At 32.0% G+C, this 26,651-nt stretch carries 22 protein-coding genes and 1 tRNA gene; 8 read left to right on the top strand and 15 right to left on the bottom strand.

What is annotated here, in order from left to right; translation table 11 throughout:
* Positions 1 to 91 precede the first annotated feature (91 nt).
* From recF to WC663_00800, 5 genes are all read right to left on the bottom strand, one after another.
* The gene (gene recF / locus WC663_00820; protein MFA6295874.1) at positions 92 to 1,204 is read right to left on the bottom strand and encodes a DNA replication/repair protein RecF; all 1,113 of its coding nucleotides are present in this window, start codon (positions 1,202 to 1,204) and stop codon (positions 92 to 94) included.
* A 159-nt stretch (positions 1,205 to 1,363) separates the two neighbouring features.
* The gene (locus WC663_00815; GenBank protein MFA6295873.1) at positions 1,364 to 1,945 is read right to left on the bottom strand and encodes a hypothetical protein; all 582 of its coding nucleotides are present in this window, start codon (positions 1,943 to 1,945) and stop codon (positions 1,364 to 1,366) included.
* A 7-nt stretch (positions 1,946 to 1,952) separates the two neighbouring features.
* Positions 1,953 to 5,360, bottom strand: a complete 3,408-nt coding sequence (locus tag WC663_00810; GenBank protein ID MFA6295872.1) for a hypothetical protein — start codon at positions 5,358 to 5,360, stop codon at positions 1,953 to 1,955.
* Between the two features lie 51 nt (positions 5,361 to 5,411).
* On the bottom strand, positions 5,412 to 8,606 hold the full coding sequence (locus tag WC663_00805; protein ID MFA6295871.1) for a hypothetical protein: 3,195 nt from the start codon (positions 8,604 to 8,606) through the stop codon (positions 5,412 to 5,414).
* Between the two features lie 111 nt (positions 8,607 to 8,717).
* Positions 8,718 to 9,476 (bottom strand): hypothetical protein, encoded by a 759-nt coding sequence (locus WC663_00800; protein ID MFA6295870.1) that lies wholly within the window; start codon positions 9,474 to 9,476, stop codon positions 8,718 to 8,720.
* Positions 9,477 to 9,660: 184 nt separating this feature from the next.
* On the opposite strand from WC663_00800, the gene WC663_00795 reads away from it, so the two are divergent.
* Complete coding sequence (locus tag WC663_00795) at positions 9,661 to 12,264, top strand: glycosyl hydrolase family 18 protein (GenBank protein ID MFA6295869.1); 2,604 nt, start codon at positions 9,661 to 9,663, stop codon at positions 12,262 to 12,264.
* Positions 12,265 to 12,342: 78 nt separating this feature from the next.
* The gene (locus tag WC663_00790) at positions 12,343 to 12,576 is read left to right on the top strand and encodes a hypothetical protein (GenBank protein ID MFA6295868.1); all 234 of its coding nucleotides are present in this window, start codon (positions 12,343 to 12,345) and stop codon (positions 12,574 to 12,576) included.
* A 112-nt stretch (positions 12,577 to 12,688) separates the two neighbouring features.
* On the opposite strand, the gene WC663_00785 is transcribed toward WC663_00790, so the two are convergent.
* From WC663_00785 to WC663_00745, 9 genes are all read right to left on the bottom strand, one after another.
* On the bottom strand, positions 12,689 to 13,843 hold the full coding sequence (locus WC663_00785; protein ID MFA6295867.1) for a TMEM43 family protein: 1,155 nt from the start codon (positions 13,841 to 13,843) through the stop codon (positions 12,689 to 12,691).
* A gap of 108 nt (positions 13,844 to 13,951) precedes the next feature.
* A complete protein-coding gene (locus tag WC663_00780; GenBank protein ID MFA6295866.1) occupies positions 13,952 to 14,347 on the bottom strand; it encodes a hypothetical protein in 396 nt (131 codons plus the stop codon).
* 13 nt (positions 14,348 to 14,360) lie between these two features.
* On the bottom strand, positions 14,361 to 14,708 hold the full coding sequence (locus WC663_00775) for a hypothetical protein (protein MFA6295865.1): 348 nt from the start codon (positions 14,706 to 14,708) through the stop codon (positions 14,361 to 14,363).
* A 144-nt stretch (positions 14,709 to 14,852) separates the two neighbouring features.
* Positions 14,853 to 17,120 (bottom strand): lamin tail domain-containing protein, encoded by a 2,268-nt coding sequence (locus WC663_00770; GenBank protein ID MFA6295864.1) that lies wholly within the window; start codon positions 17,118 to 17,120, stop codon positions 14,853 to 14,855.
* A gap of 93 nt (positions 17,121 to 17,213) precedes the next feature.
* Positions 17,214 to 17,561, bottom strand: coding sequence for a hypothetical protein (locus WC663_00765; protein MFA6295863.1), 348 nt, complete (start codon positions 17,559 to 17,561; stop codon positions 17,214 to 17,216).
* Between the two features lie 114 nt (positions 17,562 to 17,675).
* Positions 17,676 to 18,011 carry a hypothetical protein gene (locus WC663_00760; GenBank protein ID MFA6295862.1) on the bottom strand — a complete coding sequence of 112 codons (336 nt, stop codon included), beginning with the start codon at positions 18,009 to 18,011 and terminating at the stop codon, positions 17,676 to 17,678.
* A 132-nt stretch (positions 18,012 to 18,143) separates the two neighbouring features.
* A complete protein-coding gene (locus WC663_00755; GenBank protein ID MFA6295861.1) occupies positions 18,144 to 18,332 on the bottom strand; it encodes a hypothetical protein in 189 nt (62 codons plus the stop codon).
* Between the two features lie 27 nt (positions 18,333 to 18,359).
* Complete coding sequence (locus WC663_00750) at positions 18,360 to 18,515, bottom strand: hypothetical protein (protein MFA6295860.1); 156 nt, start codon at positions 18,513 to 18,515, stop codon at positions 18,360 to 18,362.
* 57 nt (positions 18,516 to 18,572) lie between these two features.
* The gene (locus tag WC663_00745; GenBank protein MFA6295859.1) at positions 18,573 to 19,583 is read right to left on the bottom strand and encodes a bifunctional phosphoglucose/phosphomannose isomerase; all 1,011 of its coding nucleotides are present in this window, start codon (positions 19,581 to 19,583) and stop codon (positions 18,573 to 18,575) included.
* Positions 19,584 to 19,742: 159 nt separating this feature from the next.
* Between WC663_00745 and WC663_00740 the strand changes: the two genes are divergently transcribed.
* The 6 genes from WC663_00740 to WC663_00715 all read left to right on the top strand — a co-directional run bounded on the left by WC663_00740 (position 19,743) and on the right by WC663_00715 (position 25,993).
* Positions 19,743 to 20,579, top strand: a complete 837-nt coding sequence (locus WC663_00740) for a nucleotidyltransferase family protein (protein ID MFA6295858.1) — start codon at positions 19,743 to 19,745, stop codon at positions 20,577 to 20,579.
* Between the two features lie 228 nt (positions 20,580 to 20,807).
* The gene (locus WC663_00735; GenBank protein MFA6295857.1) at positions 20,808 to 22,061 is read left to right on the top strand and encodes a hypothetical protein; all 1,254 of its coding nucleotides are present in this window, start codon (positions 20,808 to 20,810) and stop codon (positions 22,059 to 22,061) included.
* A gap of 34 nt (positions 22,062 to 22,095) precedes the next feature.
* A complete protein-coding gene (locus WC663_00730; protein ID MFA6295856.1) occupies positions 22,096 to 22,860 on the top strand; it encodes an inositol monophosphatase in 765 nt (254 codons plus the stop codon).
* Positions 22,861 to 23,101: 241 nt separating this feature from the next.
* A complete protein-coding gene (locus tag WC663_00725; protein MFA6295855.1) occupies positions 23,102 to 24,106 on the top strand; it encodes a 6-phosphofructokinase in 1,005 nt (334 codons plus the stop codon).
* Between the two features lie 5 nt (positions 24,107 to 24,111).
* Positions 24,112 to 25,158, top strand: coding sequence for a hypothetical protein (locus tag WC663_00720; GenBank protein MFA6295854.1), 1,047 nt, complete (start codon positions 24,112 to 24,114; stop codon positions 25,156 to 25,158).
* Between the two features lie 193 nt (positions 25,159 to 25,351).
* Positions 25,352 to 25,993 (top strand): beta-phosphoglucomutase family hydrolase, encoded by a 642-nt coding sequence (locus tag WC663_00715; GenBank protein ID MFA6295853.1) that lies wholly within the window; start codon positions 25,352 to 25,354, stop codon positions 25,991 to 25,993.
* A gap of 263 nt (positions 25,994 to 26,256) precedes the next feature.
* Here WC663_00715 and WC663_00710 read toward each other — a convergent pair.
* Positions 26,257 to 26,340 (bottom strand) — tRNA-Leu (locus tag WC663_00710).
* Positions 26,341 to 26,651 lie beyond the last annotated feature (311 nt).

The raw sequence follows: 26,651 nt of genomic DNA, 5'->3' as shown, positions 1-26,651 counted from the left end.
ATACCAAATTCCAAACAAATTACAAAATCCAAATTACAAAATCGACGATTTGTCGTTTGTTATTTGTGATTTGTTTGGAATTTGGATTTTGTTATTTATTCGTTATTTCTCCATTTTTGATTTGAAGTACTTGCGCATCTCTAACAAAACCAACTTCAAGTCCGACAAAATCAGCAGAAGTGATAAAAGTTTGCTGGCGTCTGACTAAATCAAACATGTGATTGCGTCTTTTTTCATCTAATTCAGAAAAAACATCATCAAGCAAAAGAATCGGTCGTTCTCCCAAGCTTTGTTCAATAAAATCTAATTCTGCAGATTTTAAAGCTAATATTGCGCTGCGATATTCACCTCGCGAACCAAAGATGGCTAATCTCTTTTTATTAAGTTCAAAAACAAAATTATCTCGATGCGGACCAACTAAAGTGTAAGTTTTATAAATTTCTCTTTCGTATTTATTATTTAATTCTTGTTCAAATAATTTTTTGATGTCTGAATCTTTTAACAAAGGCAAATTTGGTAGATAAATTATACGAAGTTTTTGATCTTTAGTATCGCAGATATCATTGTAAATTTCTGACAATTTAGTATTAAAAAATTGTAAAGTTTTTTGGCGTTCGATAATAATCCTTGTTCCTAAATCAATTAATTTTTCATTCCAAAAACTTAATTCCTCTTTTTTTGCATAACCATCTTTGATATTAGCTAAAAGCTGATTTCGATTAATTAAAACTTTTTTGTATTCGGACAAATTTCGGCAATAGTCTTTATTAATCTGGCAAATGACAACATCTAAATAACGTCGGCGAAGTTGTGGCGCTGAATTAACTAAATTCAAATCTTCTGGAGAAAAAAGTACAGTAACTAATTCGCCGATCAAATCAAAAGCGCGACTTTTTAAACCATCAATTTTAATTACTTTTTGATTTTTGGAAGTTAATGAATCAATAGTAATATCTAATTTTGTTTGGTGATTATTTTTCTGTGATGTTCCTAAAATTTTGGCGAAATCCATACCAAATAAAATTAAATCGTATTCTGACCTGGCACGAAAAGATTTTGATAATGACAATAATTCAACTGCTTCTAATAAATTAGTTTTTCCGGAAGCATTCTGGCCAGTCAAAATAATCAAGCCATTGGTGAAACTTGATTCAAAATCTTTGTAATTGCGAAAATTTTTAAGTTGAAGAGAAGAAAGATACATGAATATTTGTTAGACTGGTTAGATTTGTTAGACTGGTTAAATAAGTTAACGAACTAATCTAACAAGTCTAACTAGTCTAACTTATTTAACTTGTCAAATTATTTTATCATTACTAAATTAAAAAAACCAGCATTTTATTTTGCTGGCTTTTAAAATATTCTAGAGACTTTTTGGATAAAGTTCAACTTTTTTCAGTGTTGATTCATCGCAAGTAATTTGAATTCCTCTTAATCTACTATCTTTTTTGTTCAAGATAGCATTAAAGTAAAATTGATTCAAAGATAATGGATAAAAATCGACAATATGCTGATTAACTTCTGTGGCAGTATTTGCTTGGTCAATATTAGTCGCATTTTTCCAAGATCCAGAATTCCAGTAATACCAATTCAAATTGTCTTTGCTGATTTGATATGAAATTTCGCCATCAGAATCAGTAATAAATGCAACAGCAGGATTTGGCAAACAGCCGTAAGAGTAAGGATAATTATTTTTTATTTCTCCTTGCTCTATTCCTTGTTGTAATTCGACAACTGAATTTTCGATCTTAATCTTGCTGTTATCAAAACTATAATTGTCTGGAGTCTGAAAACTCCATGCCCAGCCAGGCAAATTATTTTTGATGGTTGGCTCTATTTCTGTTTTCAAAAAGCCAAATCCGGCAAGAGCGAACATCATCGCTCCTGCTAGAATGACGCCTGTTAAAACAGAAACATTAATTTTTGTTGAAACTTTTGTTGGCATAAAAAGATTATTTTATTGTTTGTTGTAATTCTTTTTTATATTCAGAACTATTAATTAATTCAGATTCTATTCTATCAGCAGCTTTTTCTTTATTCATGCCTTTTTCTTTTTCGAGCTTTTGATATTGGGCAAGATAATGGCTATTTTCTCTTGGAGTAATTTCTCGGCCGAGAACTGCGGAGAAAATAAAAGCTAAGATTGAACTGTCTTTTTGTTTAATAATCTGTTTTTTAATAAGACTATATTCTTCTTGAGATCTTAATTTTTCTCTGATTAATGCTTTAGAAGAATATTCTGCTTGATTTAGGAATTGATTAATTTCATCATTTGATATGATACCACGCCTCAATGTTTTTAGATAGCTGTCCTCAATCGTTGCATATTGCGGTTTATTCCAAAAATCAATTAAATTTAAATCTTGCTCTTTGGTAGTGAAAAATAAATTTTGTACCACAGAATTAAAATTGAGATCTTTTTTTGCAATAGTGTTTGCCCAATATTTTACAGTTGGTTCGCTATATTGGTAATAAATATCTTGAGGAATTAATAGATCAACATACCCTGTATAGACTTTTTTGATTGAATCAATGTTATTGATTTTTTTTAACGCGTTTATGAAATTTGGGCTTTTGGCCATGGCAGTTTTTAGACCATAAGGACTTGCATTTGAATCAATGTAGGACGATAAGCCAGATTTTTTAATATAATTATTTTCTTGACTGCCTTTGTTGAAATCATAAGCAATAGTGCCGTAGCGTTTTAAATCATGGTTCTGTCCAAATAATTTATTTTGATCATACAAAGCCTCGCCAACCCTATTTAAAGATTTAAAAGTGAAAATTTCAGAAAACTTTTCATCTGTAGCAACTTGAAAATAATATTCTTTTGAACCATATTGATCATTATCTTTATTCACCAAATTATCCTCACCTAAATTATAGACAACAGCATAAAAACGATCGCTTTTCTGGTCCTTATAAATTTTGAAGTCATACTTTAGATCATCTGCTTTTTCACCAAATTTAAATTTTAGATTTCCGGCGTCAAAAGCTGATTTGATTACATTCTCACTATATAGTTTTTTATAAACATCAAATTCATTTTCTTCAAATTTCAAGATTACTCTACCTAACCCCTTGTAAACTATCCAAGCCTTAAGTGAAATTTCATCAGATTCATTATGAGCTAATTTGTCAATTACTTCTTCGTAGCTTGGTCTTGCATTTTCTGGCAAGGCTTGAATTTGTTGGTTTATTTCATTTTTAAGATCGTTGACTATCTGATCTTGTTTTTGCTGATCTATTGGGGTAGGTTTTACCTTTTCATTAAAGACTCTGATTGTCTTTTCAGTGATGTCTTCTTTTATTTTATTAATTTCTTCTTTTAGAAAAACTGGATTTTCGACAACATAATCATGCAAGCTTTTCTCTAAATCATTTATTTGTTGATTTTCTGGAGTTGTTTTAGTACAACTTTCTAAACATGGATAAGATTGTGTGGTTGAATCGAAAGGAATGCAGGCAGTAATATTTTTGTTAGGAAATTGACTTTGTAATGAAGAAAGACAAGAATTTTCATCCTTAAACATATTTTCTGCTGTCCTGCATTGTCCAACTTCACGATCACAATAAGCAAAAAAATTTCCATTTTCTACTGGCTGGATATCAAGAGGTGGTTTTTGATTTGGGTCTGGATTGTCTGTCGGAGGGACATTAGGAACATCTATTCCTCCTCCTGTCGATTGATTAGTATTCTGGTTTGCATTAGTAACAACGTTTGTATTTTCGTTGACATTAACGTTTTGATTTGTGTTAATGTTGATATTCGTATTTTCATTAGCTACTTGATTTGTTGATTCATTAATATTCGTATTCTCATTCAAAGGCTGATTTGCATTTTCATTAGCTATTTCATTTGTGTTGGTATTAATATTTTCATTAGTTTCATTTGATGTATTCGTATTTTCATTGACTGGCTCGTTAGTTGGGGCTGTCTTACAATAGCCTTCATAATCACCATGAGCATAATGCGCTTTGGCTGCTGATTCTGCAACACAAATCTCTTGCTGATTTTCTGGATTGTCTGATGGAATGTGACATATGATTAGTTTTGTGCAAGTAGCAACAGTTTCTTCTTCTACTGTTGCTGGTTGCTTGCAATAACCATAACAGGCATCTAAGCTCTCGAAACATTCTCCTCCTTGTTCATTTGCGCATTGATCTTTGTCAGTATAATTTTTTCCAGTTGACTGGCAAACATTTTCTGGCGCTTTGCAAGTACAAATATATTCAACAAGCGGTTGATTTTTTATTTCTTCTTTTGTTTTTTTGATTGTTGTATCAATAATTTCTTGTTTATCTTCTTGATTCATTATCTTACCGTTTTCATTATCAAGATTATCATAAGTATTATTGATGGTTTGGGTCACTTGTTCTACTTGTTTAACTTGTTCGGCAATTGGTTTTTGATTGCCTTTTGTTAAACATTGTTCAATATTTGCATTGTTTGCGCAATCAATTATTTGATCAGCAGAATTATTCGGATTGGAATCAGCAACTACTTGATCAGCAATTGTTTTTTTAGCATTATCACTAAGCGCACTGGACATCCTAACTTTTGTATCTTGCTTGACGACTGTAACTACTTGTTTCAAGCTTTCTTTAAATTGATAATTAAATTCATCTTTGTTATTCTGGTTATTCAAAGTTAATAGATTATTATCAATTTTATTATTTGAATCATTCAAAGCATTTTTGTAGATATCTTGCAAAGCTCTTTTTTCTTTGCTATTGCTGGCATTTGAAAAAGCAAGGTTTGGATCATCAAAAATTATTGCATGCATAATATTAACTGCACTGCTGCTTTGCTTACGACTATCTAAATTGCTATTATTAATTGCTGATGTAACTTCATCATTGATCTCGTTAACAGTTTCTTGAGCTGTTTTTTTAGCTTTTTGTTTAATAAAAAGCTTGTCAGCTAAATCTAAAATTTTACTATTTAAATTTTGATTATTATCGTTTCCTCCACTAGCAATCTCGCTATTAAGCTGAGCAATTGACTGATTAGATATGGATTGAGCAATATTTTTTTCTTGTGCTAAAACTTCAGCATTAACATTCTCACTATAAATTTTATTGATAATTTGCTCTCGGATCATCTCTTGATCTGATTTTGAAGTATCTGGCGCTTGATTTTTAATCTGCTGGTCTAATGTTTTTTGGGCAGATACTACTAGTTCTTCGAGTTTTTCTTCATTGGCATCTTTTATTTCATCAACTGGATAATCTTCACCAAAATTATTAATTTTAGTTTTTCCAAAATAATTAGAAAATGAAAGATAAGCGATTGCTCCAATGCTTAAAAAAATAATTATAATCCCAATTAATCTATAAAATTTGTTTTTTGCCTCCATATAATTGGAATATTAAGGCGAGATCTTTTTCGATCTCGCCTTTTTTATAATTTACTTTATTGGTCTTGCAATTGCATCTTTGTATTCTTTACTACTCGTTAATTCTTTATCAATTTCATTCAAAGCATCTGTAGCGTTTAGACCATCTTTTCTAAGTTGATTAAATTTGTTGACATAGAATGGCTGGCCATCTGGATCAACTGGTCTTCCTAAATCAGCAATATATAACAATGATATGGCGTCAGATGCTTCACCACGTTTATAAACATCATTCAACAATCTTCTGAATTCATCTGAATTTCTTAAATCTGCTCTAATGCTTGCAGAAGAAATATATTTGGAAGAATTCATGAATCGATCAATATCTGACATTTGAGTAATGCCTCGGCTTAAAGATTTAACAAAGCCTAATTCGATTTCTGCTTTTCTAGTAGCTAATTTTCCTGTGCCCCAGAATTGTGTAAGATTTGTTTTTGGCTCATCTGTACCTAGCATGACATAAGTAACCATACTGCTGAACGACAATTTATCATTGTTAACTTGCTTAACCCAATAATTAACACCGCCTTGATCATAACGACGATAAATATCTTCAGGTTTTAGACGATCATGATAATTGTAAAGAACTTGAACAGCTTTTGTAATATCATTTTTCTTTTGCAGATTTTTCAAAATGCTAAAATATTGTTTGAATCTTTGATCTCCAGCCATTGCAGTTCTCAAGCCATAAGGAGAAACTTTTGAAGTTTGCGTCCAGAAATTAACACCGCCATTTTCGAAATTTTTCAATTTGTTGTTCAAGGTTTTTATATTGCCGGCAAGTTGTCCACTATTTTTTAGATTTAATTCAATAGTTCCATATTTTTTTAAATCATAATGTCCATTATATAATCTGTTTTTGACATAAAGAACTTCTCCGCCTCTTTGCAAAGATTGGAAATCAAAGAAATCTGATTTTTTATTGTCGGCATTGACTTGATAAAAATATTTTTTGCTATTATATTTTCCATCATCATTTTGCCAAAGATTATCAATATTTAATTTATAAGCAATAGCATAATATTTGTTTGGATTTCTTGGATCTTTGTAAACTTTTAGGACATCAGACAAATCTTCTTTTTTATCGCCAAATCTGACTCTTAATTTATTGTCTTTAAAATCATTAGCTAATTTTTGCTTTGTATATTCAAAGTTAACTGGATCGTTTGGATTGGCCCAGAATTTCATAATAACTCTGCCTAAACCTCGATAAATAATTGAAGATGTGACTGATAATTTGTATTCTGTAATTTCACCTGTTGGTTTATTTTCTATTTTGTCAATTACTTGCAATGAGCATTTAGGATCATTTGGCAAATTATTATGACATTCGTCTTCAATTACATCTAAAACTGGATCGGGCTTGCATGTTTCATCGCAAATAGCTTTTTTAACATCAGCTATACAGCCACCATCTGGATGCGCATTTTGACAGGCTTCTAAGGAGTCAAGTAGTTCTGTTTGTTTACAACCATTAGTTTTATCATTTTTATCGCAATAGTAATATTGTTTTTGAACTGGAATTACATTTGCTTTGCAACAATCATTATTCGTTGTGCAATATTTGGTACCGCCATTAACTTCACATTCATCAAGATTTTGAACTGCCTTGCATTGATTTACGTCTCTATCGCAAGTGTAATATTGTTGATCTTGCTCCATCTTGATGCAAGCATCACTACACTCTTGTATAGATTCAGGTGTTGATAATTTGCAATTAGCGCCGATATGCTGTGCTTCACATTCGCCTTGACTGCTAAAACTTTCAGCTAAACAACCAGTTTCTGCACAGTATACATATTCTTGCTTTGGCTCGCAATCTGAAAGATTGCATGCTTCCATATTATCAAAACGTTCAGGGCAATTTGGAGGAGTACACTTTACATTAATTGGGCCAGGTACACAGGCATTATCAACACAAAATGCTGATTCATCGATTACTGGCTCATCAACTGCTGGCTTGCAAGCTTCTTTTGCGGCATCATGACCTGGATCACTTGAATCAATAAAGCATTGGTTGCCTATGGCAGTACTACAAACTTGTTTTGCTTCATCTATAGAGTTACCTCCAAAACTATCAGATGTCCAATTTCCATTTAAACAAAAATATAATTGAAATTGACTGGCAGCTGGTTCATTTGCTGGTGTAGCTTGACAAACACAAGTATTGCCTTCAAAACATTTGTCAGCACCTATAGCTGTCACACAATCCGCTAAAGTAGGATACAAAGTTGATGGCATACAAATATTATCAGGAGAGCAAGTATGGACTCTTTCATCTACTGGAGCTGCTTGTTTGCAATCACCGCAAGTGTTGCCTTCAAAACATTTGTCTATGCCTTTTTCTAGTTTACATTTATCTAAAGTAGCATATTCTGATTGCTGACAATTATTTTCAGAATTACAAAACCAGATATCTGGAGTTACTTCGTTTGGTGCTGGAGCTTCTGCTGCAGCAAATTCATCTTTTGTTCCAGTAAGCGTGAAATCAGTTGCCTGTCCAAAAATACTGATAACTTCAGCAGTAAGTTCGCTATTGATTTCACTTTCATTGCCACTAGTTTCTCGAGCAATTTTTGTAGAACCTTCCGTAATTTTTTGAGTTGTATCAGTTGAAGTATTTTCAGCAATTGTATCAAGTGTATTCTTTTGAGCATCTGTTAAGGTTACACCTGAACTAGTTGTATCTGTACCGCCTGTTGCGTTAGTCAGATCACCAAATACTTTTATCATCGTATAATCTTCAGCAGCCTGTGCTTGAGAAAAATCGAGCTCGTCTTTGCCGATTAAAATGTTAACTTCATCTTTAATTTCTGTTGCGGTTTCGGAAACAACTTGGTCAGAAAGAGATTCAATCATTGCATCTTTTTGGGTAACATCAATTATCTGTCCAGGAGTTGTGCCGGTATCTTGAGCTTGTTGTTCAATTACAGGAGTAACAACACCTTTAATTGCATCCAATTTTGTTTGTGCATCAGCGAGTTGATTTTGATCAGTTACAATTGCAGAAACTGGCTCAACATTTGGCTGATACTCTTGTTCAAAAACAGAAAATTCTGTTTGTGTTGTTATTTTTGTGTTGTAGTTGACAACGGCAAAATAGATAAGGGCGCCGATACCAATTGCTGCAACAACAGCTGCAACGACACCAGTAATTTGACTGGTTCGACTTCTTGTTTTTACTTCAGTTTTTTGCGTTTGAGGCATATTTTAAATTAAATTAATTATTGCTAAATTGCTTAATTGCTAAATTGTTCGATTGCTAAATTGCTTAATGGTTAAACAATTTGGCAGTTAACAATTTAACAGTTCAGCAATTTAACCATTAAGTTTTTTAAGTTCTAAAAATATATGATATTGAAAAATTGTCATTAAAGGAATCATGACAATGCTCAATACAGGCATGGCTAAAGTTCCTAAAAATGGGATTATATTAATTGCCATTAGCCCAACTTCCATTACTAACATAAAAACGAAATTATAGAGAAAGACTGTACCTATGTGGCCTGAAACTAATTCTTTAGATTTTTTGAAGGCATCGCTAATTGATAAATCTTCTAAAATTATTAGGAATAAGACTTGAGAAAGCCAGAGACCAAAAATAATACCTGGAATAATAAAACAAATGAAACCTACAAAAATAATTAGCATCATTAAAATCATAGCAAAAAATACTCGCCAAACTTTTGGCCAGCAAGATTTAATGAATTGAACAAAATCTAAACTGCCAGATTGTTTTTTAGCAATAAGGGTAATCATTGTTCTCATCAACCAAGCATTGATAAGAAAACTTAGGCCGAAGACAGCAATGAATAAGAGCAGAGATGTTGTGATAACTGTTATGATCATTATCATTCCGCCAAAACCAGCTGTTGTTGAATCTTGATTGATCATTAATGGAATACTTCCGAAAATACCGGCTAGTTGCAAGAAGACCATTGAAAAAACAACGACAAAAATAATCACAAATTGAGCAACAGTGAAAATTGCTGATAGACCAACATAATTACCCCAATTTTTTTCAAATTGTTTCCAAGCTGAACTAAAAATTTCCCCTAATGGTTTAAAGTTTTTCATGATAAATTGTTTTTTGTTTTTATAAATATTTCTAATTAAGTATAGTATAGCAAAAAATGTTAATTTGAACAATTACTTGAACAGTTGATAACTTGTTTTCTAACATTTAACAATTAACAATTGACTATTAACTTTAAATGATAACTTTTTCTATTTTCTGTTTTCTGCTATACTAAGATTGCAGATGAAAAAATTCAAAAACCAAAAAATAATCTGCAGTTTTGTATTAGTCCTAATGATATTTCAGGTCTTTTTCGTGTTGCAGACTAATGCTTTCTCTAATACTAGCTCTAATACGACGAATAAAAACTCTAATACTGCTGATTTAGGTTCTGCAAATAAGAATGACACGAACCCGCCCCATATTCCACAAGGATTTAGTGTCAAAGCTTTGGACAATACTTTGGAATTAAATTGGAAACAAAATGTCAAAGAAGATGAGGTTGATAAATATTTAATTAATCTAAGAACTTCAGTAGAAAAACAAGACAGCGATCCTGTTGCTGTAAATCCTGATGTAACATCTTATCAAATTAAGGATTTAACAAATGCATTTTATTTTGTAAGCATAGAAGCAATTGATCGGTCAGGAAATAAAAGCAAGGCAACAAAAGAAATTGGAATTGCGCCAAATAGTTCTGAAAACAGTGGATTTGAAGTCATTGGCTGGATGCCATTAATTGATGTGCCAGATCAAAAAAATACAGTTAATAATAATTTTGAAGTCTTCACTTCTCTATCGCCTTTTATTTATTCTCTTGAACCAGATGGAACGATAAAAAAACATGGCGATGTTTTGGATGATGATTTGATAAATAAATTAAATGATTCAGGCAAAAAAAATATTCCAACAATTACGAATAATTTTGATGATAATTCCAAAGGTACAAATGTTGTAATGGATTGGCGAAAAAGAAAAAAGAATATTGAGATGATAATTTCGGAAGTTAAAGAAAATAATTACGATGGCATTGATATTGATTATGAAAATTTAGATAACAAAGCAAGAGAAGATTTTAGCCAATATATTAAAGTCTTGGCAAAAGAATTGCATCAAATTAACAAAATTTTATCAGTAACTTTGCAAGCAAAACAATCTGATGATGAATCTTGGACGCAAGCCTATGACTTTGAAGAATTAGGCAAAAATGCTGATCAAATTAGGATTATGACTTATGATCATGCCAGAGCGAATACTCAACCTGGACCTATTGCGCCGATCAAATGGATGGTTAGGGCTTTGACTTATGCGCAAAGCAAAGTTGATTCTACAAAGATAATTGCTGGTTTGCCTTTTTATGCTTATGACTGGTGCACTGAAGGAATGTGCGAAAATAGAGGCTTGGTTTATGATGGAGTAAAAAATATTTTAGATGAAAATAATATTGAAATAGAATGGGATGATGATGCAAAATGCCCTTGGTTTTATTACACAGATGACAAAGACAATCCGCATACTGTTTATTTTGAAAATGAAAGAAGCATTACTGAAAAAATAAATGTGATTAAAAAATTGGGAATTGCCGGAGTTGCAATTTGGAGATTAGGAAATGAAGATCAAGGAAATTTTACGCCGCTAAAAAATATTAAACGATTAGAAGTTGATTCAGTTTATAATATTAATGTTGAGCCAAAAGATTCAGAAATAAATTTATCTTGGGAAGCGCCGATTAATAAAGATTTTAAAGGCTATAAAGTTTTATTCAAAAAACAAGGCGGAGAGCAAAGATTTTTGAGCGTTTTTGGAAAAACAGAAATGCTGATTCCAAATTTAGAAAATAATGAAGAATATTATATAACTATTTTGCCATTGACTTGGGATGCTCTGATCAATGATGATGTTGATGAAGAAAATTTAGAACCGCAAGTTGTGGCAACACCAAATGATTATTCATTTCCTAATACAATAAAAGATTTGAAAGCTTTGAATCCAACTGATACAACAATCAATCTAGAATGGACTGCTTCTGGCGATGATTATGATCAAGGTTTGGCAAATTATTATGATATTAGATATTCTGAAAATTTAATTGATGAAGATAGTTTTTATTCTGCAACACAATACAAATTATATCCTGAACCCTTAATTCCTCCATCATTGCAAGAAATACAATTAAAATCCTTAACTCCTGGAACTAAATATTATTTTGCAATAAAAGCAGTTGATGAAGAAAAAAATCCGTCATTAATTTCTAATGCAGTTTCAACAAATACAATTGATACAATTCCGCCAAAAATTCCAAGCGAACCTATTATTTTATCTAGCGATGCAAAAATTGAAATAAGCTGGACAAAAAATAGCGAAAAAGATTTAGCTTTTTATAAATTATATTACAAACAAGAAAAAAGTTTTTATAATGCAATTGAAATAAAGCCTGAAAAAAATGTTTATATATTAGAAAATTTGGAAAATAATTATAAATATTTTGTATCAATTTCGGCTGTTGATTTAAGTGGTAATGAAAGCGCTAGAACAAAAGAAATTGAAGTGATGCCAAAAGCAAATAGTCTTTGGCAAAGATTAAATGATAATTTTAATAAATCACATGAAAAAATAAAAGCAGCAAGCATGATTTTTGGCAAGAGGTTGATTTCAACTGAAGCTGTGCCATATCTTGTAATGTTTAGTATTGTGATTATTAATATTTTTATATTTTCTGGATTGAAAAAAGAGATTCATAAAAAGGTTAAAGAAACTGTCAAAAAAGAACAAAATGTTGTTAAACCAAATCCTGCAAAAGATGTTAATGATAGAGCTGATGTGATTGATTTGAGACAAAAAAAATAATCTTGACTTATTAGTTTTTAGTGTTATAGTCTTGATAAGGTATCGAGCGAGAGGACCAAGAAGAAGGAGGAAAAGGAAATGTGTGGACACCTGATTCCTGAATCATTTGATCGCTTTCTTGATCGAGAATTGTCTGGTAATGCTATTGTTGGTTTGTATGCTGGCAAGATTGTGACTATTGTCAGTGATTGGATGGATGCTAATCGCGAAAAGCATTATGCTGTTCGTTTGCCAAGTGGCGATGTCAATCATGATGTGCGTCAAGATGAAATCACTTTTGATCCGAAACTCATTCGCGCTAAAACACATTGATTATTTGTACTTTGTAATCCGTTTTGACGGATTTTTTTTGTAGCTTAAAATTTTAATTAAATTAAAACGACCATTTCTGGCCGTTTTAAAATTCGTTAAAATTTATTGATTATTATGCGCTTGCTGGTTTTGCACCTTTTTTCTTTTTCATAAATATTGCAGTAATGATAATAGCAGAAATTACGATAATTGCTAAAATTATAATTAAGGCGACAATATTATGAATGATCATGGAAATTAAAATTGTCAAAACTGATAAAGCTAAGGCAACGATAAATGTAATAAAGCCAATAATTCCTCGACTAGCAGATCCTAAGAATGGCAAGAAATCTAAGACAACACTGATTGGACCAAACATTGCTGATAGACCGATCCACATCATCAAGAAGCCAACTAGTCTTAAAATCCAAGTCATGACTGTATATTCTGTTTTCATTGTGGAAATTGCAGTTGCTCTATCGCCTAAAAAGATGCGGAATAAAGTGTTATCTTTTTCATCAGTGAAAGTTGTAATTTTTCCGCTGTCTAATTTTCCAAATACTGTAATTATTTCTTTTTGCGGTAAAACATAATAGCTGATTTTTTGATCGCCAACTTGAGGATTAGAAATATTTCCAGCTCCCTGATAAACATAATAATTTTCAACTATTTTGTTTGCTTCAGTTAAAGTTGTATTTTCTGAATCTAATTGCAATTTTTTGGCGCTAACTAATAAACTTGTATCAAGTTTTAAATTTGCCATGTCTAATTTATATTCTTCTAAATTAGAATTATTAACTTTGAAAGTTTCACTTGTTATTGATTGGTTTGGATTTTGATGGCCTTCTGGATGTTTAAAGCTAGAAGATTTTTCTGGACTTGAAGTCCAAGCAGTGTCATAGGTATAAGTTGTTTCAGTTGTCTGTGATCCGCCTGTTTGGGTTGTTGTGTCTGTATCTGTTTTTTCGGTCCACGCATACATTTCAGATTTTCGATAAATTGCAATGTAATCTGATTCATTTAAAAATAATTTGTCGCTTAATTTTTCTGAAGAAGTAATTGGACCAGTAACTGAAATTAATTTTTGATCTAAACTTGCATCAACTTTGCTAGATTGGACTTCAACTGATTTTTTGGCAATTTGAGAAATATCTACCCTTCCTTCATTCCAATAAAGGACAATAAATGAGGCAAAGAATAAAATAATTCCGATTAAAATTCCACCAAATGATCCCATGACTCTTGATCCATAGCCTTGATGGCTCACTTCTTTAAATACGTCTGGCATAGTTGCTAAATTTTAAATTATAAATAACTAAATGCTAAATTTATTTCTATAATTTAACAATAAAACAAAAAAATAATTTAAACAATAAAAAAACCCAACAAAATTGGGTTAGATCAAAGAAACATGAATGACCGAATGATCTTTTACAAAGATAAACTCTTCATTATGACGCCAGGATTCTTCATTACGACATTTAGAACAAAGGTTGTATTCTCTTTCATGATGTTCTAAACATTGACTAGCAAGAATGACTCTTTTTACTAATCCGCGACCTTTGCAACAATTGCATCTTTTTAGAAAAGTATTTGTAAATACTAAGATCGAGAGATAAAGTAAACCAATTCCAAGGAAGAGCATAAAAAGAAAAAATACTGTGATTGATAGATTAGGTTTGTCATGGAGAATGAGTAACAAATCTTTGAGATTGCAGATCAGACAAACCGCGTAAGCTGCTGAAAATGAGAAAACAGATGTAATAAACAGTATTTCTGCTCTCTTGCCCATTTTCTCCTCCTCTCTAGGCTCTCAATTGTTTTCGCAAACTTCGACATCTATAACAAAGATAAGGATCAGAGAATGGAACTTCTGAATCTGATGTTTCAAAGGCAAAAACGAAACCTCTTTTGTTGCATAGATCACATTTCTTGACAAAGTAGTAATAGAATAGAATAACAGGAACTCCGATGATAATTACAAAAATGATGAAAAGGATTGAGAAGACAATAAGCATTGGGATAAACAACAATATTTCTGAAAAAAGATTTACGTTAATCAGCCGATAAAAAATAATGAAGCAAAGAATATAAATGACAACAACAAGAAACATTGCAAAATATCCAAGCACAATGTTGATTGTGTTTTTCATTTTTCTTTTCCCTCCTTGGGTTGTAAAAAGTGCTGATTAATAAATATAATCTTTGAATCAAATTTTGTCAATTATTTCTTCTTTCTTTTTGGTGACCAACCAGTTTTGCGCAAAGTTCCGTAAACGTAAGCAGCTGTTCTTTTTTTACCTAGACCTTTTTTCTTGGCTTGTTTCTTTAATTTTCGTTCTAATGCTTTTGGCATATACTTTTGATAAATAAATTAAAATGATTGCAAAAGATAAAATTAGAAATATTTTGGAATCTGCTCCGGCTTTTGGAATTTGGGTTAGACCAAGACTTGGATTTAAAGAAAATTTTCCAGCTTTGATGTCGCTTGTAAAACGAGGAATTAAACGATAACCGCTTGATGTCTCGCTGATAATGCCTTGAACTGTTACCCAATCGCCTTTTTTTAATTTCGGTTTTTCTATTTTCGAATCTGTTGGAATATAAACTTTGAGAGTCTTTGAACCATCATTGATATAGAATGTTCCACCAACTGATTTTTCTAATTGGCCAGAAGTTATGACAAATTCTCCTTCCAAATCTTCAGAAACTTTGCCAGTTTCAATTTGCGCAGGCTTCAAATTTTGATTATTGGCTAAAATTTTAAAATCGTCTTTGCTAGCAATTAAAATTCTTTTTTCATTTGAGGCTTCTGATAATTTTCCGCTAACTTCAATTTTGTCGCCTAATTTTAAATTTGGAAAATCTTTTTTGGAAAAATAAATTTGGATGCCAGCTGTTTCGTCTTGAATATAGAATGAAGTTTGAGAAATTGTTTTTGGAGGAACAATAACAATGCCAGTTGTTTTTAAAGTGTCATAACGTTTTAAACCGCGAACTTCTTTGATTGTCATGACGTTTGTTTCGGTGTTTTTTTGTTCTGGTGTTTCGGTGTTTTCGTCTTGTTTTGTTGTTTCGTTGTTTTGTTGTTTTATAATGTTATCTTTGCCAGGCGTTAAAGTCGTTGTCCATTGCCATTTATTATCTTTGAGCGCGTAAGACTCGGCTTCTTTTGCAGTGCCTGTAAATTTTATTTCTTGCAGAACTTTTTTGTCTGGCAATAAAATTCTGGCAGATTCATTAGAATTATTTAAAGATAATTTTGTTTCGCCTTTATAAAAAACATAATATTGATTTGGTTTTAATTGCAAATGATTTTTTATTTGATAAGGCGTTGAACCATCTTTTTGATCATCAATGTACCAGCCATAGAGATCTATATTTTTTGAATCAACATTTTTTATTTCTATAAATTCGCCTTTTAATTCTGAATCTGATCCTTTTGGATTTGGCAAAAATTCGGTAATAATTATTTTTTTAGAATATGGACCAGCTGGAATTGTTAATTCTTCCTCTTTTATTTCAACTGGATTATTATTTTGATCATCAATAATTTCAGTTGGCGTTGTAATTATATTTGCTGAATTTGGCGTTAAAGTCGTTGACCATTGCCAATTATTATCGCTAAGTTTGTTATAGCTTTGACCTTCTAAACAATTTTGATAATCAATTTGATTTAATAAATTTTGATTTGGCTGATAAATTTTTACAGAATCTAAATCATTATTTAATGTTAAATTAGTAATTGATTTTGGCAAAAGAAAATAATTTTTAGATTTAATTTTTGTGTCTGCGAAATCAGAAGCTTTGATTATGTAACGAGAAGTTGTGCTATCGCCAATTTGCCAATTTAATAAATCAACTTCAAATGAATTATTATTATAAAGCTCAATAAATTCAGCATCATCTGAATCTTTGGGATTTGGCAGAATTTCATTAATAAATATTTGATCTGGAAAAATTTCTGGCTGTTGTTGAGTCTGGCTATTTTCTGATTTTGGAGTTGCTAGTGCAGTTGAATTTTCATCTAAATTAATTTTTGTTTGCGCATTATGCCAGTCCGTTGCAAGCAAACCATTGTCTGGCTCTTGATTTCTTTCCATTGAAACTTTTGTTTCATTATTAAGACCAGCTAATGGCGCTTTAATTTCATCAATTAAATTATTTCCAGAATCATACAATTTATAATTTGTTTCAGTATTATTTAATGTAAAAGATGCAACTAAATCAGGATTAATATTTAAAATAGAATTATCTTTATCTTTTCTGGAAATTAAAAAATAATCATTTGCCTTAAGAAAGCCATTATTAATGGATAACATTATTGCGTCATTTTTGAAGATTGCGAAATTTGTCTGACTAAAATCAATATCTTGATTTGTTAAATTTTTTAATTCCAGCCATTCATCAGTTGAGCCAAATTCGCTTGATCCCATCCACATTAGTTCGTTAATAATAACATCTTGAAAACTCGCAAAACTAATATTTGGCCAAATAAAAAAGCCTCCCAAAAAAATGGCAAGGCAAATACAAAATATTCTAAAACTGTTTCTTTGTTTTAACATTTTTCCCTCCTTATTTTTTAAATTAATTTTATTATAATAAATTTTTAAAAATAAAAAAAGAGCATAAACTGCTCTATTAGGATAAAAGTGCATTCAAGTGCTAGATTGTAGAGGGCAAATTGCGCGACTAACTGCATGATAATCAGAAACGCTAAAATCAAATTTCCTATTTCCTTTTTCGGTATGAACTCTTCTAATCATATCAAGAAAAGTTGCTCGCTCAGTTACTGTTTTTGCTTTTATGAATAGTTCGACAAGATCGATCAAGACATTCCTTTCAACTTCGCTAAACCAACTTGGAGGTATCGATCTATCTGGCATACTAATGCTTAGAATGTTTGGATCAATTTCTGAAAGCTTGTTTTCAACTGTTCTTAAGAAATCAATTTGTTCTTGTACAATTTCCAATCTTTCTGCTTCTCTGATTCTAGCTTCGATCATTTCCCTAACAGTCACCTTTCCCTCCTCTCCTCCCAAGGTACTGTTAAATTAAAACAAATTTTGAATTGACTGTCAACAATAATTTTTGAGGATAAAAAAAGAGCATAAATTGCTCTAAACTGTACAATTTCTACCAGTGATTTGATCCAAAATCTTTTCTTGCTCGTCTAAATCAACATCAAATGCAGTTTGCAATTGATTGACTTTATTTACGAAATCAAGGAAAAATTGCCATTCCGAATCATTATGACTTCTTAGCATTAATCTAACCAGCTTGACAACAGTTCTCAGTTTATTTTCGCTCATAAGTCCATGACGACCAGATGGTAAATCTTCTGGAATGACAATTGATAAAATTTCTTGACTTAAGGCTGCTAAAGTTTTTTCAACAATTGCAATTTGAACTGAATCAGATGATTCTTGCGCTTGTTGAAGTTTCTTTTCGAGCATTTGCTTGATTGTCTGATCCACTGCTTCCTCCTCTCAAGGTACTGTATAGATTAAAACAAAATCTAAACGATGTGTCAATATTAATTTTTGAATATAAAAAAGAGCAATTAAGCTCTAAAAAGTTCGACTGAATCAGAACTTATCAAAAATTGGTTGCGCTTTTCTAAATTCTGCTTCAGATTCTCTATCTGCTGCTGCAATTTCTTCTTCATGTCTTTTTAGCCAGGCAAGCATTTGATCTGTTGCGCTTAAAGTTGATTTGGGATCAAAAACAAATTGTTCAAATCCGGATAATTGCTTTTCTTTGTTTTGATCGGCCATCGTTGTCCTCCTTCTTTGCTATCACAACTAATTTGCGGAGATCAGAACTGACAATGGACTGACAGCTTTCTGTAAAACTCTTAGGCTGAAATCGTCAATTACAATAATGACTTTTCGACTATTTTCTTTTTGCCGAAGCCATTGCAAAGCTTCTTGATCAATCGCAGTTTTGTCTCTATCCATTCTCTCCTCCTGTTAGGGTGCTACGTAAATTAAAACAAAATTTGATTAAACAGTCAACTATTTTTTCATCAATTCTTTAAATTCTTCAACCATATTTACTGGCGTTGGATCTTGATTATAAGCTAAAGCTAAATAATATGAAGTCCAATCTGCCAAAAGTGAAGATGCAAATATTTTTTCTAAAACAGAATTTCCTTTCATCAAGATAATTTCAACACTAATTCCTTTTTGTTCTAAAAGATTTTTAAAAATATTCATTCTTTTTTTGTTTCGGTCATGATCATTTGGATCTTGCAGAATTATGATAAAATATTTGCCAACTAAATTTGTAAAACCAACCATTTCATTATGATTCAATTCTGGAAAATAATTGAAAAAACTTTGCGTCTTTGCATTTTCATTTAATTTGATTTTAAAAATGCGAGCTATAGAATCGCGATAAAATTCTGTTGTATAAATTAATGGAATATTATTTTTTAATTTAGGCGCTAATTCTTGACCAGCTTTTTCTTGTTCTATATTTATTGATTCTAAAAATTTACCTAAATTTGTTAAATCATTTTCAATATTTTCTAAAACTTTTATTTTAGATAAAATCGTTACAATTGATGTAAAAATATAGCCTGATGCACAACGAGGCTGGAATGTTGGGCCATCATCTGGATATTGAATATATGGAATATTTTTTGACTGACAAATTTCTAAAATATCTTTACCACGAGCAATGCCAACAACTTTGTAATTTTTTGCTAATGCTTCGTTGAGACAAGAAATTGTTTCTTCAGTTGAACCTGAAAAAGATGAAGCAATGATCAAACTTTTTTCATTGGCCTCTACTGGCAAGGTATAATTTCGGCAAACTGAAATCGGAAAATTAATATTTTTTGATTTTAAATATGAAATCACCATATCAACTGGCAAGGCAGATCCTCCCAAACCACAAACAATGACATTTTCAAACTGACCTTCGATTTTAACATCCTTGGCAAAATCTAGAGCTTTGGCAAATTGTTTTGGATAATTTTTTACAACGTCTTTGAAATTTGATTTATCAACTGTGTTTTGCATAATTATATTTTTACTGTTGAAATAAAACTAGCTTTATGATAGTATAATTTAAAGTATAAAACAAGTTTATAAAGTTCTTAAAGTTTTTAAAGTTATAAAGTCATTGCCGACTTTACGAACTTTATAACTTTATAACATTATGAACTTCATGAAAAATTCATGGAAAGATCAAGATTAACAATAACATTACGAAAAGATATTTTGCCACAAATTGACAAAGTTATTGATGGCGAAAAAATTAGAAATCGATCACATGCGATCGAGTATTTAGTTTTGAAAAGTTTGCGATCAAGAGTCAAAAAAGCTTATTTGCTGGCAGCTGGACAAGGCGTCAAGATGCGACCATTCACTTATGAAATGCCAAAATCAATGTTGCCAGTCAAAGGCAAACCGATTTTACAGCATATTATTGAACAGTTAAGAGATAATGAAATAAAAGATATTATTATTTTGGTTGGGCACATGTCAGAAAAAATAAAAAAATATTTTGGCGATGGAAAAAAATTTGGTGTTAGCATTACTTATGTGATGTGCAAGAAAAAAGTTGGAACTGCCAAAGCATTATTAAAAGCTAAAAAATATTTGACTGATGAATCTTTTTTGATGTTATATGGCGATACTTTAGCGAATGTTGATTTGAAAGATATGCTGGCATTCCATAAAGAAGAAGGAGGCTTGGCAACAATCGCTTTAACATCTGTCCCAAATCCAGAAGGTTATGGAGTTGTGAAATTAAGAGGTTCAAAAATATTAGGATTTTTGGAAAAGCCAGAAAAAAAACCGAATCTTTCCAGATTAATTTCAGCTGGCATATTTGTAATTGATCCAAAGATTATTAAATTAATTCCAAAAAAAGAATATTCAAAATTAGAAGAAGATGTTTTGCCAAAATTAGCAAGCGAAGGAAATCTGTACGGCTATCATTTTGATGGCGAATGGTATGATATTTCTACACCTGAAATTTATGAAAGAGTGTTGAAAGAATGGCAGGCGTAAAAAAATAACTAAATTAAAAATAACTAAATAACAAAATTACTTAAGCCTAAATATTTGGGCTTTTTTGTTTTGATCCGCCTTCGTCCAGCACTTTTTGCGAAAAATGCTGGACTATGGCGGACAAAGAAAGTTATCCACAACCTGACCATTGCTTTAATAATTTTTAAAAAATATAATTAGGTTGCTAAAAAGTATGATACTATATGAAATTATCGTACCTTAAAATGTATGCCTCAAATAAAAGAGGGAGGAAAAATGGAACAGCAAAATGTTGACTTGGTACTTCTACAAACGCTTTACGAAACATTAAGGAATTTACTGTCAGCAATTGACAAAGCTTCTGGAAGTGAACCAACAGCAGAAACTTTTGATGTTTTGCAAAGAATTGAAATATTGTTACAAGAACGTGCTTGCTTTGTCTCTTCTGATTTGTTTACATCTGTTACAAGAAATATTGAAACTGTTTTAAGAGCAGAACATTTGAATCCGTTAAGAATTTCAAATTTTTCTTCTGGCAGTGTCAGTGGCGCTTTGCTTTGTACTATCGAACTAGATACCAATAGTTGGGCAATTAGAAGAGCAATCGCAAAATTCGCACCAGGTGTCGGCAGGCGTGAGAGAATCGGATCAGAATTATTAAAGCCCCATCTTTTGACACCAACTGTTTTTCCAATTGTAAACCCTGATCTGCATATAGCAGCTTTCGTAGAAAATGCAAAGACATTGCATGAATTGATTATCAGCAGAGCAAAAGTTTGGACAATTGCAAAGAAAGTTTTGAAACGGAATCTGAAAATGTGGTGCGCAACAAAAGCATTGAAAGATTCTAGAAAATTTGCTGGTTATGGTGAAAAGCTAGACGACACATTTAATCTTTTGCAAGAAGCAACAATAATGATTAATGCTATAAAAATGAAACTAGGAATAGTTTTGGATCTGCCTTTAGTTTTAAATGGTTTGGAATTGCCTTCTTTAAAGGAAATGTTTGAGATTATGAAAGAAAATATTTTGAGCTATCCTTGGATTTGTCTTCAGCATGGCGATGAAGGCGCTGGAAATTTTCTGGTAACTTCTGAACAAAATATTTATGCAATTGACAACGAAAAAGTTGATTATCGGTTGCTTCCAGAAGGAATCGTAAAATTTACGAACTGGTTTCCAGAAATTATGGCAAGTCCAACAAAATGGGATGGATCATTTAATGCAACGATTAAAAATGGACAGTTGATCATTGATTTTGAAACGAGATTTGAATTGAGAGATTATGTAAAAGAATGCAGAAAATATATGCTTGATTATTTAAGGAGTAATGGAATTGCTATTGATCATCGAATTATTTCTGCTTTCTCAATGATGTTTTTCTTAAGAGCAATGCAATGGGCTCATCGACGTAGAGATGTCAGCGGTACTGATCGTTCTTCTTTTCGGCCTTACCTTTTAGGTATGGCATTAAAAGAGGCATCGAAAATGGTAAAGCGATAATTTTTATCGCTTTTTTTACTAATAAAATATTGTTATGAAAAAAACATTACTTAAGGCTTTAAAATCAGCTGGCAAAAAATTAAATGAAAATTTTTTAAAAAATCAAACTTTCAAATTAAAAACTAGGAATGACATTGTGACTGAAAATGATTTTTTGTCGGAAAAAATTATTATAAAAATTATTAAAGATAATTTTCCAAAACATCAAATATTGTCTGAAGAAATTGGGACAGTTGGACTAAAAAATGATTATTTATGGATAATTGATCCACTTGATGCAACGATAAACTTTGCAGCAAAAATTCCACTCTATTCTGTTTCAATTGCATTGATTTATAAAAATAAAATTGAAATTGGCGGAGTTTTTTGTCCGAGTTTGAATGAACTATTTTTTGCACAAAAAAATAAAGGAGCATATTTAAATAACAAAAAAATAAAAGTGTCTAAAAACAATAATCTTTCTTCATCGCTAATTAATATTGGATTTAGCGCGCATTATTCTAAAAATCAATTTAATAATAACTGCAACATTATAAAAAAAATTGCTCCCAAAATTAGAGGCTTAAGAGCTTTTGAAAGCGGAGCTCTGACTTCTTGCTATGTTGCTTGCGGAAAACTTGATGGAAAAATTTCAATCAAAACAGATCCATTTGGGAATGCGGCATCAACATTAATTATTGAAGAAGCCGGCGGAAAAGTAACTGATTTTTCTAATAAAAATTGGTCGCGAAATATGAAAACAATGATTTGTTCAAATAAAATATTACATAATAAATTGATAAATTTTGTCAACTCATAATTATCCACACATTCATATTGACGCATTGTTATATACTCGTTTATAATTATATATACCTATATGATAGTATATGAAATTCTTTATTGAACCTTAAAACTCGCAAATCAACCTTCATGCCTTATACTATGGCAAGAATTTATTTCGACTTCACTAGCTTTTCTGGAAAATCTATATCTCCTAACTAAAGTTTGAGGCATTTCGGTTGACAAAGGAAAACGGAGGAAAAAGGAGGAGAGACAGGATGTCACTTCGAATCGCAAGCGTAACTGGCGGCGGACATTGTCCTGGCATCAATGATGTTTTTGCGAATTTGATTGATCTATGCCAAGGACATCAACTGTTTGGTTACGAAAATGGCTGGAAAGGGCTTTCAGAAGATTATCTTTGTGATTTGTCGGACAGAGATCTTATTTCCAGGTTTTCTGCTTCTACTTCGTCATATCTTGGAACATCAAGGCTTGATCCATTTAAGGCTGGCAATGAAGAACATCTGCGTTGGATCCAGAAAGCCTTGAAGAAATTCGATTGCTTAATTGCAGTAGGCGGCGAAGATACACTTGGCGTTGCTTCAAAACTTTCTGATCTTGGCTTCCCTGTCATTGGAATTCCAAAAACTTTGGACAATGATTTGCCAGAAACTGATTACGCAATTGGATTCATGACTGTTGTCGACAATTCAATTCGTGCAATTCTAAATGCTCGCGATTCTGCTTTTGCTCATCAGAGAATTGAAGTTGTTGAAACTTTGGGCAGACATGCTGGATGGTTGGCGCTTTATGCTGGAGTTTCCTCATTTGCTGATTGGATTGTACTCCCAGAATTTCCTCTTGATGTTGATGCAATGTGCAAACATTTTACATCAAGAAATGCTGTAAGTGGCTTGGTTGTCTGCGCTGAAAATGTCAAACCTGATGGTTGTAACGAAGCAAAAGTTCTGGATGGTTTTGATCATGAATTGCTACGTGAAAGAGGTGTAGCAAGGATTTTGGCAAAAGTTATTCAAGAAAAAACTGGAATTGAAACTCGTTGGACTCAGCTTGGCGATTCTGTTCGTGGCGGATTTCCAAATGCATTTGATAAGATTTTGGCGAGAAGATTTGCAAAGCATGCTTTGCAACTTGCAGAATCTGGAAATTTTGGCAGAATGGTAGCAATCAAAAATGATGTGGTTACTGATGTTCCCCTTTCTTGCGCTCGCGGAATCAAAATGGTTCCAGCAGAAACAGTGCGCGCACTCTGGAGGTAAGGAAGATGCAAAGGGTCTATGATGCAATCAAACTTCATTTTCCTGGTAGAAAAGTTAGAAGTGTAACTTCATTAGCACGCGATAGTGTGACTGGAGCAAATGTTGTTCATGTGATCCTGAACAAGACCAATGGAGATCGAAGAGCAATAGTTGTCAAAGTTGGAACTCCTGATAGAATTGCAAAAGAAGTACGCGGTTACGAATTGCTGAAACCATATTTCGGAACTTCGATTCCTGATCTCTTGCATGTTGGAAATGACTACATCATTATTCAATTTGTAAGAGAAGTTAAGGCAACATTCAAAGAACTTGCTTTTGATCCTGACCATCATGGAATTCCTGCTGAACAGTTTTGGGGTATGTACCAGAATGTTTTGGCAGTGAAACGTGAAAACTGGTTGCAAACTGTTCAAGAAGGCGGACAAAGTGAGAATTCGATTATTAGGTTGGAGATGTCAGAAACAATTGTTGCCTTGAGCAATGTATTTGGAAACGAAATCCAATGTCCGATTATTATCAGGAATAAGGAATATCCTTCTTTGCAGTCTTGCATTGATATAATAGTAGAATTCTTGAAACAAGATCTACCTTGGACTGTTTTAGCACATGGCGATCTCAAAGGCGAGAATATCTTGGTTTACAAGGTTCGCCGAGGGAATCGCTGGGGTGTCAAAATCATTGATTTGGAATGGGCTGGTCGAATTGATTGGTGTGAAGCTTTGATGCGCGTTGGAAAGTATTGCTCGTCAAAGACAAGCATGGTTGATAGCACACCGCGATTTGAAAGAGATCATGGTGTTGTTACTCTGTATTATCAAGTCAGACATAAGGAAATGTGCAGAAAAATGCAGCTTGGAGCAAGACGCTTTGGAACTGAATTCAATGCGACTGTACTTCAAGGAAAAGATCCAGATTGGGAAAAAAGATTTGATTATTATCTGGCTGCTTCTTTCTTGAGAGAAATTGTTCTTTTGCAAAGAAGAAATTTGCCGCCATCGTTGCTTGTTCCTTTGTGGGGTGAGATTGTAAAACTGGTTGCGAAGCACTCTTAATTTTAACAGCTCTATGGGCTGTTTTTTCTTTGACAAGAACAAATATTTTTGTTAGTTTATATTAATTAATAAATAAATAAATAATTTAGCCAAACTTTTTACATGATGTTTAACGCAGAAATACGCAGAATCGAACGCAGAAAATGCAGACGTTATACACAAAATTCACTCATCAATTATTAAATTAATATTTATGCTAAAAGCGATTATTTTTGACATGGATGGCGTAATTACTGATACAGTTCCGCATCATTTTTCTGCTTGGAAAAAATTTTTTAAACAAGAAGGAGTTAATTTGACAAGAAGAGATTATGATAAAAAAGTAAATGGTGTGCCGAGAATTGATGGAATCACAAATATACTTGGAAAAGTTTCGAAAAAAAGATTAGATGAAATGATGGAAAGAAAACAAGCTTTTTTTATTGAAGCAGTTAATGCTCACCCACCAAAAACTTTTTCTGGATTTAGAGAATTTGTTTCGAAATTAAAAAGAAAAAAAATTAAAATTGCAGCAGCATCATCATCAAAAAATACTGAATTTATTTTAAAGAAAATAAAAATTTATGATTGTTTTGATAAAGTTATAACTGGTTATGATTTTAAAAAATCAAAACCAAATCCAGAAATATTTTTGACTGCTGCCAAAAGAATAAAAGTTGATCCTAAAGATTGTGTTGTTTTTGAAGATGCAGTATTAGGAGTTGAGGCAGGAAAAAAAGCAAAAATGAAAGTTGTTGGCTTTGCATCATCCAATATTAAAGATGTAAAAAAAGCGGATTTAATTATTAAAAGTTTTGAAAAATTAAAAGTTAAAGATATAGAAAAATTATTTTAATAATTTGAGAAATAAAAAAAACGCGAAATTTTCTTCGCGTTTTTTTATTGATAAATAATTTATATTATAAATGCGGACGGAGGCCCGAACCAAGTTTCTGAAAATATAATACCAAGCATTGATTTATGTATTTCTAATTTCAAAACTAAATACTTTCGTTACAGAAACTTGGTTCGGGTCGGAGAGAGTTGCCCTGCACCCCAGTCATTCGACGGGGCAAGCAAGGGCAGGGTTCTGCGGAAAACTCTATGTTAATTTAATAATGCGGACGGAGAGAGTTGAACTCTCACGCTCTTGCGAGCATTAGCTCCTAAGGCTAACGTGTCTGCCAATTCCACCACGTCCGCACTTTATGAATTAAAAATTATAAATGATAAATAACAAAATTGCTACGTCATCCTGAGCGAAGCGAAGGATCCCATAATTTTCAACAAATAATGGGATTCTTCGCTGCGGCTCAGAATGACACTGGGTTAATAGTTTGTATTTGTAATTTTACGCTTATTTTTTAATTTAATCCAGCCTTTTTGCTATTTTAGTCTTTTTTTACCATATTCAAGCCAAAACCATTGTATTATATTGACTTTTTTATTGTCTTATGATATACTAGAAAGTCCAGAAAACGGCTCGAACACTCAAACTTGAGGAGAGGAGGAAG

This window comes from Patescibacteria group bacterium (assembly GCA_041662665.1).
Lineage (GTDB): Bacteria > Patescibacteriota > JABMPQ01 > JABMPQ01 > JAQVVF01 > JAQVVF01.
The sequence above is the reverse complement of the archived record's forward strand: the minus strand, read 5'-3'. Positions and strand labels throughout refer to the sequence as shown.

Coding starts and splice junctions, on each gene's coding strand:
- WC663_00735 (MFA6295857.1), top strand. CDS start 20,808: ATGCCTCAAATAAAAGAGGGAGGAAAAATGGAACAGCAAAATGTTGAC.
- WC663_00805 (MFA6295871.1), bottom strand. CDS start 8,606: ATGCCTCAAACGCAAAAAACTGAAGTAAAAACAAGAAGTCGAACCAGT.
- WC663_00745 (MFA6295859.1), bottom strand. CDS start 19,583: ATGCAAAACACAGTTGATAAATCAAATTTCAAAGACGTTGTAAAAAAT.
- WC663_00800 (MFA6295870.1), bottom strand. CDS start 9,476: ATGAAAAACTTTAAACCATTAGGGGAAATTTTTAGTTCAGCTTGGAAA.
- WC663_00775 (MFA6295865.1), bottom strand. CDS start 14,708: ATGAAAAACACAATCAACATTGTGCTTGGATATTTTGCAATGTTTCTT.
- WC663_00730 (MFA6295856.1), top strand. CDS start 22,096: ATGAAAAAAACATTACTTAAGGCTTTAAAATCAGCTGGCAAAAAATTA.
- WC663_00740 (MFA6295858.1), top strand. CDS start 19,743: ATGGAAAGATCAAGATTAACAATAACATTACGAAAAGATATTTTGCCA.
- WC663_00810 (MFA6295872.1), bottom strand. CDS start 5,360: ATGGAGGCAAAAAACAAATTTTATAGATTAATTGGGATTATAATTATT.
- WC663_00785 (MFA6295867.1), bottom strand. CDS start 13,843: ATGCCAGACGTATTTAAAGAAGTGAGCCATCAAGGCTATGGATCAAGA.
- WC663_00725 (MFA6295855.1), top strand. CDS start 23,102: ATGTCACTTCGAATCGCAAGCGTAACTGGCGGCGGACATTGTCCTGGC.
- WC663_00815 (MFA6295873.1), bottom strand. CDS start 1,945: ATGCCAACAAAAGTTTCAACAAAAATTAATGTTTCTGTTTTAACAGGC.
- WC663_00790 (MFA6295868.1), top strand. CDS start 12,343: ATGTGTGGACACCTGATTCCTGAATCATTTGATCGCTTTCTTGATCGA.
- WC663_00715 (MFA6295853.1), top strand. CDS start 25,352: ATGCTAAAAGCGATTATTTTTGACATGGATGGCGTAATTACTGATACA.
- WC663_00755 (MFA6295861.1), bottom strand. CDS start 18,332: ATGGCCGATCAAAACAAAGAAAAGCAATTATCCGGATTTGAACAATTT.
- WC663_00765 (MFA6295863.1), bottom strand. CDS start 17,561: ATGATCGAAGCTAGAATCAGAGAAGCAGAAAGATTGGAAATTGTACAA.
- WC663_00795 (MFA6295869.1), top strand. CDS start 9,661: ATGAAAAAATTCAAAAACCAAAAAATAATCTGCAGTTTTGTATTAGTC.
- WC663_00770 (MFA6295864.1), bottom strand. CDS start 17,120: ATGTTAAAACAAAGAAACAGTTTTAGAATATTTTGTATTTGCCTTGCC.
- WC663_00780 (MFA6295866.1), bottom strand. CDS start 14,347: ATGGGCAAGAGAGCAGAAATACTGTTTATTACATCTGTTTTCTCATTT.
- WC663_00760 (MFA6295862.1), bottom strand. CDS start 18,011: ATGCTCGAAAAGAAACTTCAACAAGCGCAAGAATCATCTGATTCAGTT.
- WC663_00720 (MFA6295854.1), top strand. CDS start 24,112: ATGCAAAGGGTCTATGATGCAATCAAACTTCATTTTCCTGGTAGAAAA.
- WC663_00750 (MFA6295860.1), bottom strand. CDS start 18,515: ATGGATAGAGACAAAACTGCGATTGATCAAGAAGCTTTGCAATGGCTT.
- recF (MFA6295874.1), bottom strand. CDS start 1,204: ATGTATCTTTCTTCTCTTCAACTTAAAAATTTTCGCAATTACAAAGAT.